15 protein-coding genes and 2 tRNA genes are annotated in these 13,301 nt (G+C 49.0%); 4 read left to right on the forward strand and 13 right to left on the reverse strand.

Annotated elements, in window-relative coordinates; translation table 11 throughout:
- Positions 1 to 182: 182 nt before the first annotated feature.
- The 4 genes from CRG97_RS26905 to CRG97_RS26920 all read right to left on the reverse strand — a co-directional run bounded on the left by CRG97_RS26905 (position 183) and on the right by CRG97_RS26920 (position 1,763).
- A complete protein-coding gene (locus tag CRG97_RS26905) occupies positions 183 to 878 on the reverse strand; it encodes a Type 1 glutamine amidotransferase-like domain-containing protein (protein WP_098748718.1) in 696 nt (231 codons plus the stop codon).
- A 184-nt stretch (positions 879 to 1,062) separates the two neighbouring features.
- Positions 1,063 to 1,151: transfer RNA gene (locus CRG97_RS26910), tRNA-Ser, on the reverse strand.
- Between the two features lie 3 nt (positions 1,152 to 1,154).
- Positions 1,155 to 1,230: transfer RNA gene (locus tag CRG97_RS26915), tRNA-Asn, on the reverse strand.
- Between the two features lie 26 nt (positions 1,231 to 1,256).
- On the reverse strand, positions 1,257 to 1,763 hold the full coding sequence (locus CRG97_RS26920; RefSeq protein ID WP_237566592.1) for a SprT family protein: 507 nt from the start codon (positions 1,761 to 1,763) through the stop codon (positions 1,257 to 1,259).
- 97 nt (positions 1,764 to 1,860) lie between these two features.
- On the opposite strand from CRG97_RS26920, the gene CRG97_RS26925 reads away from it, so the two are divergent.
- Both CRG97_RS26925 and cmpA read left to right on the forward strand, forming a co-directional pair.
- A complete protein-coding gene (locus CRG97_RS26925; protein ID WP_098748719.1) occupies positions 1,861 to 2,211 on the forward strand; it encodes a hydrolase/acyltransferase in 351 nt (116 codons plus the stop codon).
- A gap of 80 nt (positions 2,212 to 2,291) precedes the next feature.
- On the forward strand, positions 2,292 to 2,423 hold the full coding sequence (gene cmpA, locus CRG97_RS26930; protein ID WP_098748720.1) for a cortex morphogenetic protein CmpA: 132 nt from the start codon (positions 2,292 to 2,294) through the stop codon (positions 2,421 to 2,423).
- A gap of 98 nt (positions 2,424 to 2,521) precedes the next feature.
- Here cmpA and CRG97_RS26935 read toward each other — a convergent pair whose 3' ends face one another.
- On the reverse strand, positions 2,522 to 2,992 hold the full coding sequence (locus CRG97_RS26935; protein WP_098748721.1) for a DinB family protein: 471 nt from the start codon (positions 2,990 to 2,992) through the stop codon (positions 2,522 to 2,524).
- A 146-nt stretch (positions 2,993 to 3,138) separates the two neighbouring features.
- Between CRG97_RS26935 and CRG97_RS26940 the strand changes: the two genes are divergently transcribed.
- Entirely contained in the window at positions 3,139 to 3,702 is a 564-nt protein-coding gene (locus CRG97_RS26940; protein ID WP_098748722.1) for a CGNR zinc finger domain-containing protein, read from the forward strand.
- Between the two features lie 66 nt (positions 3,703 to 3,768).
- Positions 3,769 to 4,209, forward strand: a complete 441-nt coding sequence (locus CRG97_RS26945) for a GNAT family N-acetyltransferase (RefSeq protein ID WP_098748723.1) — start codon at positions 3,769 to 3,771, stop codon at positions 4,207 to 4,209.
- A gap of 110 nt (positions 4,210 to 4,319) precedes the next feature.
- Here CRG97_RS26945 and CRG97_RS26950 read toward each other — a convergent pair whose 3' ends face one another.
- From CRG97_RS26950 to CRG97_RS26985, 8 genes are all read right to left on the reverse strand, one after another.
- Positions 4,320 to 6,533 carry a Tex family protein gene (locus tag CRG97_RS26950; protein ID WP_098748724.1) on the reverse strand — a complete coding sequence of 738 codons (2,214 nt, stop codon included), beginning with the start codon at positions 6,531 to 6,533 and terminating at the stop codon, positions 4,320 to 4,322.
- A 439-nt stretch (positions 6,534 to 6,972) separates the two neighbouring features.
- Positions 6,973 to 7,323 carry a type II toxin-antitoxin system PemK/MazF family toxin gene (locus CRG97_RS26955; protein ID WP_006212388.1) on the reverse strand — a complete coding sequence of 117 codons (351 nt, stop codon included), beginning with the start codon at positions 7,321 to 7,323 and terminating at the stop codon, positions 6,973 to 6,975.
- A gap of 3 nt (positions 7,324 to 7,326) precedes the next feature.
- The gene (locus tag CRG97_RS26960; RefSeq protein ID WP_028406492.1) at positions 7,327 to 7,608 is read right to left on the reverse strand and encodes a CopG family ribbon-helix-helix protein; all 282 of its coding nucleotides are present in this window, start codon (positions 7,606 to 7,608) and stop codon (positions 7,327 to 7,329) included.
- Positions 7,609 to 7,833: 225 nt separating this feature from the next.
- Positions 7,834 to 9,021: an alanine racemase gene (gene alr / locus CRG97_RS26965; RefSeq protein ID WP_098748725.1), complete on the reverse strand. Its 1,188-nt coding sequence runs from the start codon at positions 9,019 to 9,021 to the stop codon at positions 7,834 to 7,836.
- A gap of 271 nt (positions 9,022 to 9,292) precedes the next feature.
- On the reverse strand, positions 9,293 to 10,405 hold the full coding sequence (locus tag CRG97_RS26970) for an outer membrane lipoprotein-sorting protein (RefSeq protein WP_098748726.1): 1,113 nt from the start codon (positions 10,403 to 10,405) through the stop codon (positions 9,293 to 9,295).
- A gap of 261 nt (positions 10,406 to 10,666) precedes the next feature.
- A complete protein-coding gene (locus tag CRG97_RS26975) occupies positions 10,667 to 11,995 on the reverse strand; it encodes an MFS transporter (protein ID WP_098748727.1) in 1,329 nt (442 codons plus the stop codon).
- Positions 11,996 to 12,060: 65 nt separating this feature from the next.
- A complete protein-coding gene (locus CRG97_RS26980) occupies positions 12,061 to 12,558 on the reverse strand; it encodes a winged helix-turn-helix domain-containing protein (RefSeq protein WP_098748728.1) in 498 nt (165 codons plus the stop codon).
- Between the two features lie 174 nt (positions 12,559 to 12,732).
- Positions 12,733 to 13,293, reverse strand: coding sequence for a GNAT family N-acetyltransferase (locus CRG97_RS26985; protein ID WP_098748729.1), 561 nt, complete (start codon positions 13,291 to 13,293; stop codon positions 12,733 to 12,735).
- Positions 13,294 to 13,301: the final 8 nt, after the last annotated feature.

Below are 13,301 nucleotides of genomic sequence, written 5' to 3' on the forward strand. Positions count from 1 at the left end.
GTAGGGGATTCGAACCCCTGTTACCTCCGTGAAAGGGAGGTGTCTTAACCCCTTGACCAACGGGCCACTTTAACCACGTCGCCGTGACGACAAGATTGAGTATAGCATAATTTCGAAAATGCTGGCAAGCTTTTTTTTCGTGAATTTTAATATTTATTTTCGGAGCTTTTTCGGCTTATAAATCAGCCTAAAAAATCCGGCGTTAACTTCTCTTCTTGAACGCGATTTCCTTCGAGTTCCACATGGTATGCATGTGCATTTTTCCTTGAGCTTACGATCCTATGTAACTGCCCATTTTTAAAATGTAATGCGGCCCCATCATCAGCAGCATATCCCGCTTGTGCTTCACCTTGAAGCACAAGTTTATGATAGGCAGGTCTTCTGTTGCTCTCTCCATCATAATGCGGGCAATGACTGCCTTGTAATATACCCAAGCCCTCAAGCTTGTACAAAGGCGCGTTCAACGGGTCCGTCACCCCTTGCTCAAACCAGCAAATGGAACCAGCGCTTAACCCGGTTAAGATGACGCCCTGTTCATACGCCTCTTTGAGTATCTGATCCAGGCCCCATTCCTTCCACAAGACCAGCATATTCCGGGTATTGCCCCCGCCAACATAAATGATATCCTTCTCGAGTACAAAAGACCGAAGATCGGCAAAGTTCGGCTGGAACAGCGACAGATGACTGGGAGTACACGGCAGTGTCCGGAAAGCATGATAGAAACGTTCAACATAACCATCCGCATCCCCGCTTGCCGTCGGAACAAAACACACTTCAGGCAATTCTTTCGATACTTGTGCCAAAACATAGCGATCAAGCAGCAAATTATCCGGTTCCATCGAAAAACCGCCGCCACCCATTGCAATAATCTGTTTCATTGAGCTCTATTCCCCCCGTTCACGCTCAACGAAAGAGAGAAGGATACTCTCCCTTCGGTCGAGACTGCGATGTATGCCTAACGCCGCTTATGCTCCGACGAACCCTATCTAGGGTTCTCTTCCCTATGCAAAAAAAAGCCCCCGATCACTTGGTGATGGGAGCTTTCTTCGATGTAACGCTCAACGGAGAGAGAGGGATTCGAACCCTCGCACCGCTTACGCAGTCTAACCCCTTAGCAGAGGGTCCCCTTATAGCCACTTGGGTATCTCTCCATATGGCTCCCCGAACAGGACTCGAACCTGTGACAACTCGATTAACAGTCGAGTGCTCTACCAACTGAGCTATCAGGGAACATTAAGTTGGATATTAATAATTTATCATGACTTCATAGGGGAGTCAAGCTTCAGAAGCGTAAGGCGTCCGGCGCACTTTCCGCACCGATAACGAGCCGGATTCATCTTCCGTTTACGGAGGTATTCAGTCCCGCAGGCACTGCAGCGAAGTTTATATCGATAAGGTTCCGGTTGACGACGGCCCGCAGCCTTGCCCTTCGGCAGGGATTTGCAGAAACGGCTTCCTCCAACGGCTTGCAGCAGGCTTTTGAAATCAGCGTCCCGATGCCGATATCCCCGGCCCGCAATATGCAGATGATAATGGCACAGCTCATGCTTAATGATTTTCTCCACCTCTTCCCTGCCGTGCGTAGCCAGCTGATGCGGATTGATCTCGATATGATGGCTTTTCATGAAATAGCGGCCGCCTGTTGAGGACAATCGCCGGTTAAACGTCGCCTTGTGCCTGAACGGAACCCGGAAGCTCTCCAGCGAGATTTTCTCAACCCATGCCTGCAGTTCTTCATTGCTCATCTCGTTCATCGTCACCATGTCTATCCTTCCTTTTGGCTTATAAATGCTACTTGAATTTTAACTTCTCTCTGGGCTACACTGTCAAGTAGAAAGTATGGAGGGAGAACCTGCAATCATGCCAAACATGCGCTACGTTATTTTAAAAGGACAGGACGAGCTGTTATTTGTCGAAATGCCCAGTGACTATGCTTACCAGCTCAGTGCTTTAAATTTACGCCTCAATAAGGAAATCGATAAACTCACCGCCGCAGGCAAACCTCAGCTGCCTCTTGCTGTAGCCGAATGCGACAATCTGGATCTGCTGCAGGAATCGCTGAGCATTCAAGGTGGTCTGGAATACATAAATGAGCTTGAGTTGGCCTTTGCTTCCCTTAAGGAAACGGAATATCCGCTCATCTCGCTGCTTACCGAAATTCGGGCTCTCCAAGCGCAGCTTGAGCAATGGTACGAGGAAGAAGCGCAATAATCGAGGTAGACCTGCACGCTTTGGGCTTTTTCCCCATATGCTATCCATACAGATGGAATTAGCAAGAGGAGGAGATACCCTTGCCGCAATGGCTCTGCAATCAATTGACACGCGCCTTTCGCAAAAAGGACAGACGTCAGATCAAGCTGCTGAACGAATGCTGGTACTTTTACCGGAATGCCCCGGGCGAAGAAAACTCGAATGCACGTTAGGGCACTGCAACCGATCCATATGTATGACAATAAGCCGGACACTCTGTCCGGCTTATTTTTGCATTTTATTATGATGGCTGAATGGTCGAATCTTGCACTTATAATTCGCTGCGTTTAGCTGGCCAGGAGCCCTGAAGCTTCCGGAGAAAAACAATTTGTCCCGTATGATACGCATCATGCATGATTAAGCTAAGTATTCGCTGCGGTGATTCGATGATCTCCGCCTCCGACATCTCCTCAATCTTCTGTCTTAACGCTGCATGAACTTCCTGAAGCTGCTCCCGAGCCGTATTCCATGCGTCCTCACTTGTTTCGTGAATGAGAAACGTCTCGTCGTTACCAATCCCTTCATTATGGAGCGGTGTCCCTTCCAATCTTCCGAGCAAACGCTGTTTGTAATACAGCAAATGCTGCACGTTCTCCCAAATAGAATTCGCCGCCTGCCCTTCCGGTTTCCACAATGCCTGCTCGACCGTAACTTCCTTCAGGGCAGGAAGAATCGGCGGATACCAATCCTCTTGCCCCATCGCATAATCCCAGTTTTGGAGCAGCACTTCCTTCATGTTCATAACCATCGCCTCCGCTTCATAATTGTAACCATCATAAATAAAATAGAACGTTACATAAAAATTAACACACTTCAGACCCCATTACAAGTAACTAGCAACATTAAGATTTACTTGTTACAATAATGAGATGAGAAAGGATGAGTTTCATGTTATGGGATGATTTTATAAATAGCGAATGGCATGACTGGAGAGGCAGCGGCCGATCTGAGGATCGGCTTGCCCGTGAGGATTGGCTCACCGATTTTATAAACGAGTACAATCTCCCAATCTCCGTTCCGCTGACTTCGGATGAACTGGGACTTCTCCGGCAGCTTCGTTCCTTCCTGTTAACGTGTGTTCAACACATCGTCGAGGGAGAGTCGCCTTCCCCCATGGAGATAGAGGAATTAAACCGCTGGATGGCTGCCGGACCCGTTATTCGCCAGCTCAAGATAGATGAGGATCAAAAATTTGTACTGGCTTATACCCTGCAAAATCCTGGCTTGCAAGCAGTGGCTGCCGAGATTGCCGGATCCTTGGCGCAAACCATCGAGCAAGGCGAGTTATCCCGGTTTCGCATCTGCACGAATCCCGATTGCCTCTGGGTATATTACGACGACACGCGAAACCGTTCCAAACGATATTGCGATGATAAAATGTGCGGCAATCTGATGAAGGTCAGACGGTTTCGGGCGAAGAAAAAGCAGCAATCTTCGGGCAGCGAGAGTTAAGCCGGGTGTTTATGCTGGGCGCTGTCTAACACAATATACATTTCGAACTAACTGAGGTGAGTAGTCATGAGCATCAAAAGGGTAACTCAAGCAGAATTGCCTTGGGTCAATCAACAATACGAACACATCGGCTTTCAGCCAAGTTCACTGGACAATGAAATTATTGCCATCGTAATGTCGCAAGACGACTACGCAGGGATCGGCCGATTGGTTAAACTTAATGACCACGAGGCGGAGCTCGGCGGTGTTTATATTCTGGACAAGTTTAGAGGACAGTCCCTGGCACACGAAATCGTCACGTTTCTTGTAGAGGAATCAAAAAGATTGGGCCTAGATACGGTATACTGCATTCCGTTTGAAGAGCTGCAGCATTTCTATAAGAAGTTTGGTTTTCATGAATTCGATGTATCTGCTCCCACAGTCGAACCCAAAATTCTAACAAAATATCACTGGTGTCTGGAAAGTTACGATAAAAACGTCCTGCTGCTAAAGCTGAACCATCGCTAAACCCATCGCCAGGACATATCCCCATTAGCTATTAGTACAGGGCAGTTATGCAAAAAAGAGCCGTTTCTCCCCAAAGGAGATACGGCTCTTCTATTACGCTGCAGTACCTATCACTGATCTTTCGGCTTGCGCATCGTCAATCCGACGCGGCCTTTTTTCAAATCTACATTCAGCACCCACACGGTAACGTTATCCCCCACAGAGACAACATCCATCGGGTGTTTGACAAATCCATCGCTCAGCTGGGAAATATGCACCAGGCCGTCGCTCTTGATGCCGATATCCACAAAGGCGCCAAAATCGATGACATTGCGTACCGTTCCCTGCAGCTCCATTCCCGGCATAAGATCCTCGATCTTCAGCACGTCCTGGCGGAAAATCGGCAGCGGCAGCTCCTCCCGCGGATCGCGTCCCGGACGCTGCAAGCTGTCCAGAATATCGCGCAGGGTCGGTACACCAACCTCCAGCTTCACGGCAAGGTTCTCCGGCTGCTGGGCATCCAGCAGTTCAGCGAGCTCCTTGCTGCCGAGCTTGTCCAGACTTACCTGAAGCTCCTGGAACAAACGGTCAACCACCGCATAGGATTCCGGGTGAATCGGGGTGCGATCCAGTATGTTCTCGCCTTCCGATATCCGCATAAAGCCCACGCACTGTTCATAGGTCTTGGCACCGAGACGCGGAACCTTCTGCAGCTGCTTCCGGCTGACAAACTTCCCGTTCTCTTCCCGATATTTCACGATATTTTTGGCAATGGTGGCATTGATGCCAGCCACATAGGAGAGTAGTGACGGCGATGCCGTATTCACATCCACCCCGACATGGTTAACCGCAGACTCTACGACGGCTTTCAGGCTCTCCTCCAGATGCTTCTGGGTGACGTCATGCTGATATTGGCCTACACCGATCGATTTCGGATCGATCTTCACCAGCTCGGCCAGCGGATCCTGCACACGGCGTGCGATCGAGGCCGCGCTGCGCTCGGCAACATCCAGATCAGGGAACTCTTCCTGAGCCAGCTTCGAGGCCGAGTACACGCTTGCTCCCGCTTCATTAACGATGAGGTAAGCCAGCTCAGGGTCAGCAAGTTCCGCAATGACTTCTTCGGCTACGAATTGCTCCGTTTCACGGGATGCCGTACCGTTTCCAATGACAATAAGCTTGATGCCGTATTTTGCAATCAGCTCTTTAATCTTCGCGGCCGCCTCCTGCTTCTTGTTGGCCGGCGGCGTCGGATAGGTTACAGCTACCTCAAGCAGCTTGCCTGTATCATCGACCACCGCAAGCTTACAACCGGTACGGTAAGCCGGGTCAACGCCCAGCACACAGCGACCTTTCACCGGCGGCTGCAGCAGCAGGCTGCGCAGGTTCCCCGCAAAGATGGAGATTGCCTGGTTCTCCCCTTTTTCCGTCAGTTCACCCCGCACTTCCCGTTCAATCGATGGGGCAATAAGACGCTTGTATGAATCCTCGATCACCGCCGTAAGAATATCCGAGACGGCAGATGGACCTTTAAGCACCTGCTTGCCGATATACGCGTGAATGGAATCGGAAGGAACATCAAGCCCCACCTTCAGAATATTCTCGCGCTCTCCCCGGTTAATGGCCAAAATCCGGTGCGGCGGCATTTTCTTCGCCAATTCCCGATAATTGTAATAGTTCTCGTATACGGATTCCACTTCGGTATCCTTCGCCTCTGAGGTCAATAAGCCGTGGTCCAGGCTGTATCTGCGTACCCAGGAACGAACGGTTGCGTCATCGGCAATGTTTTCGGCCAATATATCCATCGCGCCTTGCACAGCCTCTTCTGCCGAAGCCACACCCTTCTCCTCATCAACATACTTGGCTGCCTCAACCATCACATCAGCCTGCTTCGGCTGCGACCATATCCATTCCGACAGCGGCTCAAGTCCTTTTTCCTTGGCGACGCTGGCCCGGGTTTTACGTTTCTGCTTATACGGACGGTAGAGATCTTCTACCTCCTGCAGCTTAACGGCTGCCGTAATCGACGCCTTCAGATCTTCCGTTAGCTTGCCTTGCTCCTCTATGATGCGAATGACTTCCCGCTTACGGACCTCCAAATTGCGCAAATAACCTGTCCGCTCTTCAATATCACGTAATTGGTTCTCATCCAGTTCGCCTGTCATTTCCTTACGGTAACGCGCAATAAACGGTATGGTATTGCCCTCATCCAGAAGTTCAACGGTCGTGCGCACCTGTTTTTCGGACAATTGAAGCTCCTTCGCGATCTGCTTCACGATCCGTTTCGATTCTTCCTTGCGAATCTGTTCCTCATTTACTTCCACAACAGCTTCTAATTCAGACAATGATATCCCTCTTTCTTCAATGAAACTATATTTGCTATTATCCCAAACTTAAGCGCTCATTTCCACTACATCGCTCACTTCATAAGGCTTTAAGCTACTTTTAATGTCAATTTCATCTAATTTTAAGATTTAATTTATATTCTTATTGTACGAACATGCTGCTGCCGGATATCCACACCTCATTACAATCAGGGGGTCACCTTAAATGAATGACAAACATGCGATTGCCTGGTCCGTTGTCTGCCTTTTGTTTATCGCAGCGGCGGTCACTACGGCCTACATCCTCATACCTACAAACATGTAATCCACCAATCTCCAGTCCCATGCAGCAATTGCCGAGCCTTCAAACATACCATCCATATAAAAACCCTCAAGGAGTTACTCCTTGAGGGTTTTTAGTCATAACATTCTATGTGGAAAACGCAATGCTTGAATGGAATCAAAAATCAATCAAGCCCAGACTTATTTGCAGGGAATCATCCACCTTACTCATCATTTCATCATCAAGATGGGTGATTTTGTCAGTTAGCCGCTGCTTATCAATCGTCCGGATCTGCTCTAGCAAAATGACGGAATCCCGGTCAAATCCATGCGACGCCGCGTCGATTTCGACGTGAGTCGGCAGCTTGGCTTTTTGAATCTGTGCCGTAATGGCTGCAACAATCACAGTCGGACTAAACCGGTTGCCGATATCGTTCTGAATGACAAGGACCGGCCTTACGCCGCCCTGCTCAGAACCGACAACAGGTGATAAATCCGCAAAAAATACGTCGCCCCGTTTAACGATCACTGTCTACACCCCGCTTACTAAGCGGTCTAGAGTGTTGTCTGCATCTTCCTCCGCGTGAAACGCCTCAGAAGCCATGGTCAGGTTAATTTTGGCCATTTCCATATAACCCCGCTGCATGGATTCACGAATGTAACGTTTCTTCCGTTCATTCAGGTACAACTTCATGGCTTGCCTAATAAGCTCACTGCGGTTGGAATTTTCCAGCTGAGCGATCCCGTCCACTTCCTGCAAAAGATGATCCGGTAAACTGATCATGATTCGTTTGGTGTTCTGCATATTGGCCACCCTCTATTACACCCCCACAACCTTCTCGCCTGTGCACCAGTATTACATTATTCAAGGAAAATTATACAAAAGAATATATATGCCGAAGGTATATCAAGTATGCTGCATATCATTATAAACTACAATCGACACTTTCGTACAGACTTAAACGACATATTCCTAATTCGGGAAGGTCTGTACTTATTCCTTCTTTCCTGAATAAATTACTTAGGGTGACATGACTTGTTAAAGGTTGCTCCAGAGTGCGTTTACGGTCTTCACGGGTATATCATCACGTATATACTGACGTGGTACCCGGTGGGCAATCATGCAGACGACCTCGTAGTGGATCGTCCCCAGCTTGGACGCCAGTTCATCTGCCGTAATGCATTCGCCAGACTGCTGACCGATGAGTACAACCTCTTCACCAGCTTTAATTTGTTCCGCCTCATCGGCGAAAGGTTTGAGCGATACCATACATTGGTCCATACAGATAGTTCCGACTACAGGGACGCGGCGGCCGCGTATCAGTACTTCCACTTTACCGCTCAGCATACGAGAGAAGCCATCGGCGTAACCGATGGGAAGGGTTCCAATTTGTTCTTCCTCCTCCGTTACATACTTCGTCCCGTAGCTGATGCCGGAATGCGGAGGTACATTTTTGACGTAGACAAGCTTTGTCTTTAACGTCATGACAGGGCGGAGGCTCACTGTCTTTCGATTCACCTCATCCGAAGGATACAGTCCGTACAAGCCGATGCCGACACGAACCATATTATAGGATAATTCGGGTGTATCAATCGCAGCAGCACTGTTACCCGTATGTATGATGGGGATATGGTAGTCCTTATCCCGAAGAGCGTCCGCTACGCCCTGAAAACGGCGGTACTGTCCCAACGTATAGTCTTTGTTCTCTTCATCCGCTCTTGCAAAATGGGTAAACATTCCTTCGACAACAACCTGCGGCAGCGAAAATACTTCTTCTATAAAAGAAATTGCATCTTCGCCTGGAAGCAGGCCCAAACGACCCATTCCGCTGTCAATCTTGATGTGTACCTTGAGTGGCTTCTCCGGCTGGACCGGCAGTGCCTTTATCGCTTGGAGCACTTCCGAACTGAACAGGGTTATGGTTACATCATGCTCATAAGCGATCTCTACAGCCTCCGGTGGTGTATAACCGAGCACCAGGATTGGGCTAGAGATGCCTCCTTGCCGAAGCTCGAGCGCTTCATCCAGGAAAGCTACACTTAAGTAAGCCGCCCCCAATTGCTGAAGTTCGCGTGCCACTTCTACAGCTCCGTGACCATAGGCGTTAGCCTTCACACAAGCAAGCAATTTCATGTGGCTTGGCAGCGCCTCACGAAAAGCGTTATAGTTGGCGCGCAGATGGTCCAGGTTGATCTCCGCCAGGGTAGGTCGATATATCGCTTGCAATTCCAGTCACCTTCTTACCATTTTGAAAAAAGCATTATGCTTTGCAATAGATTAATGGTAATGTTCCGGGGGGCAACTGTCAATTGAGGCAAATTGCTTATTTATGAGGCTCGTGGTTCCCCCCGGGTGGCGAAACTTGGTGAAACATCGGAATATCTGCAAGAAATAGCGATCAGCCCACGGATGGAGTGCCTTTATTTGGAAAAGAGGCGAATGGCCTCATTGTCGGAATTTTGCCCTCCTTCAATGCTCGGTATCCGCCTACTTCGTATTATTTACCCGATTCTCCCTGCATGGAAGCAGCGACTTTCTTCATTTCTTCGACAGGCAGATTGGCGCTCGTAATTCGGTATTCCACGCCTTCCGAATTCCAGGTCAGCGTTCGTTGCTGATCGCCAGTGAGCAGGCCTACCGTTGTGAAATCGATATACACCGCCTCGCCCGGTACGAGGGAGACCGCACGATCCACCGGTCTGGATTCCATAATCGTATATTGGTACACACCGTCATACTTCAGAATAACCGCATGATCCTTGTTCTCCGGAACTTCCATCGTGTCTTTGTTCGTGACCCCTGCCGGCACATATTCCGGATAGATGATGCCGAAAGATCCCATATCGCGACCGGCAGCCGCTTCCGTCAAGCCTTCGGTTCCCTGAGTGCCGTTACCTTCCGTACCGGAAGCCACCGGTACCCCGTTCTCGTCCACTTCGGCCATGGTCCCCTTCGCATCGTTCATCGCACTTAGGTTCTTGTTGGTATCAAACGAATCCTTTGTCAGGTTCGTATCGAAGGTAAAGGTGTTGAATTTCACCTCAACAACCACATTCGCTTCGGAATCCGACACTTGTACCTGTTTCGGCGTGTAGTTGTCCTTAGCGAGCCAAATCTTCTGACGAATCAACGAATGGCTGTGGTAATTGGCAGCCACATCAAACACGTAACTATCCTTATCCTCAGCAAACTGACGGGTATTGTCGCTCAAAATGCTGCTAAGCAGCGTTTGGTACAGGTATACCTGTCCCTGATTATCCGGCCAGTCGCTCTTGAAGCGGAAGCTCTTGTTCAAGCTAGGCGTCAGAACGAACACGCCGTCATCGTTGCGAAGCACGATTTGCGTAATATCCTTTTGCCCATTGGTTAAGCTGATCCGGTAGTAAGATGGAGACTGGTACCATACCTCAACCTGATACTCCTGCGGCGCCGAACCGGTATGTATGGTCATAACGCCCGCTCCCTGGTAAGCGCCCTTGGCACTTTCCAGCTTATCAGCCACCTTGCCCAGATCCTTCACAACGCTGTCTGCATTTTTCTTCCCGCATCCCGCCAGTATTGTTGTTAAGCATAATACTACCGCGAGCAGCACCCATGAAATCCGGCGCATGTCATCATCCCCTTCAACACTTGTTTTGACTTGATTGATACATGTCTATGAGGGACTTGGTCACATTATGCAGACTAGCCTGACAAGCACCGCTGCGGTGGGATGCGGCAGGCGTTTACACTTCGATTAAGTGGAAAAAGAGCCGTGATGAATCCGTCGATCGCTGATTCATCCTCGGCTCTATATTTGAGAAATTTCCAGTACGGGCGATCTTCTTCAGCCCTCTGTATAAGCATGGAAGCTAATCGACGTTAGCCACCTCTAAGGGGCTGTATGAATAGAAATGGACTTCTCAGGAGTTGCATTCGTATAAGGCGCAAACCATTCCTCATCCACATGGTCAGGTGATGGAAGACTGCGGGTGGTCGAGTCAAAAATCCAGAAGATCCCTACGCAGAATACGGCGATTCCGCATCCTGCGATAACGGATGAGCTTGCTGCAACAACGCCAAGAGCACCTCCAATTAGGCTGCCAAGCGGCATGGCAATTCCGCTGAGTCCGCTAGCTGCCGCAAACACCGTGCCCAATCTTTTCTCGGGTATCGCCTTCTGAATGACCGAATTGATGATAACGTTCGTAATGCCTCCGGGAAACCATGCCAAACCGTACACCAGAACGACAAGCCATGTCCATGGGGTGAATACGCTGAGACACCAGGCAGCGCCCGATAAACAAAACGCTCCGGCAAAAAGATATCCAAGGGGTAGGCGCTCCAGCTTCAAATACGGAGCCAGAATCGCGCCCAACAAACTTCCGCAAGCCTGGGCCATGAGCAGAACTCCGTATACACCCGCTCCGCCGAGGCTGTCCGCAAAGGCAGGCATAACCGTAAAGGTAGCGCCGCCTGCGGCATTAATGATGATAATCCCCATCTGTACCCGTGCGAGCGGGGTTGCCAGGATGTAGCGAAGCCCCTCTTTCATGTCCGCCCAATAATTTTTAAGGGCATTTTGCATAGATTTTGAAGTTACGGTGTTTTTCGCCGGTGTTTTATTTACGTTGTTATCAGAAGTGTTGATAGACTTTTTGATTTTGAGTTGCGAGAATAACAGGGCTCCGATGAAAAATCCGATCGAATTCCATAAGTAAAGGGATACTGCGCCCAGCACAATAATCAATACGCCGGATATTGCGTTGCAAGCGACATCGATGCCTTGATAGGCTAAGGAGAACAGCGAGTTGCCTTGCGTCAGCTGCTTCTTATCGAGAATTTTAGGAAGGGCCGACATTTGGGCAGGATATACCCACATATTCAGCGTAGATAGAACCGGTGTAATCGCCAGCACAACGCCTACTGTCAGAAAGTCGAAATAAAATGCAAGCGGAACGATCAACAGTAGAACCGCCTGAAATAACTGGGTGTATACCAGAAGCCCCCGTAAAGGAACGCGGTCAATCATCGGACCGGATAACAGTTGAATGATTCGGGGGAGAATCGAGAGGAATCCGGCAAGTCCCGTATACAGCGTCGAGCCCCCCAGATCATACACCAGCCACATGGCCGCTACCGCGTACAGACTGTCGCCGATATTCGTAAGGATTCGGCCAACGAACAACAGCAGGAAATTGCGATTCTTTAATATTTCCACGAAAGAAACACTCCTTGATTTAAAGTTTAGTAGTTTTGGAGAGAAGAGGCTGAAGAAGCCCCTTCCTATTCGGACGTTTCCGTCGAAACCACGTTGATCCCTACCGCATATTCCTTGCTGTCGTCCCCTTTTGTCGCGAGGGTCTTGGTCACCCATTTTTCGAGCAGTTCTCTGAATTCCTGCGTCATTTGTTGGTATTGCTCGGCATTCAGCTGCATTCTCAGGCTTATTCTTGTGCGGCTGGCCGCTGCATAATCTTCGGCAAGAACCGGGTCTACCATCTGGGTTCCCTTGGTATTAAACCACTTCGCTTTAGATTTATAATATTTCTCTACGATGCCGCCGACGGTCCGGGTCTCCACCAAATCTATTAATCCGCCATCATATAACTTCTGAATATGATAGTGAATGCTTCCCGGCGAATCTCCCAATTCATCTGCTACTTGTTTGGCAGTTTTGGCCGTATCCAGCATGGTTCCGAGAATCTTCACCCGCTGAGCGCTGCCGAGCAGCTTCGCTTGTTCCACCGATATTTCGATACTCCGATTATGATCTTGATCCATGACGCAAACACTCCATTCTAAATTAAAATAGTCATTCTAATTATGTAATTCATACGGTTATTTTTGTTCATTCCAATTTAATTTATCATTCTAATTTTTTAGATCGGTATGACACAATAATAAACCACCTATTACCATTTGTAAATAGGCGGTTTATAAATGATTTATTTTTTTCTAAACGGGTTTGACCATATGATAATAAACATGCCCGTTAATCATGATGTCCTTATCTGTTTGATAACCTCTTCTGTCGTACAAAGAATGAGCGCGATGATTGTCCGTCACCACGGCAAGAGCAATTTTACGATACATCAGCTCCTTTGCCCGATTCTCCGCGTGATGTATAAGGACCGAACCAATCCCCTTACCTCCAAACTGCGGAGAAACCGATAACGTATCGATATAGTACTCATCCTCGTCCGCTTCTTTATCCAGCGCTAGGGAAGGGTCATTCTTGAGCTTCCGCAAACGATCCAGAATCGGACGATCCAATTCGGCCGCTTGATCACCGCCGTAAGCAACGATAATGCCAGCCACCTCGCCGTCGATCTCTTTCACGGCAGCCTGTCGGTAACTGAGCCTGCCCTCGTCCGCCCGGAAATATTGCTCCAGCACTTCAAGCACTTTCTCTTCGCTGTCTTCCCCTGTTAATTGATGTGCTACGTCGTGCAGTGCATCGTACAACAGTCTTATCGCTGCAGCTGCATCTTGTGGTTTTGCTGATCTGATGGTCATGCCTATTC

The organism is Paenibacillus sp. EZ-K15 (assembly GCF_002573715.1).
GTDB lineage: Bacteria > Bacillota > Bacilli > Paenibacillales > Paenibacillaceae > Paenibacillus_AQ.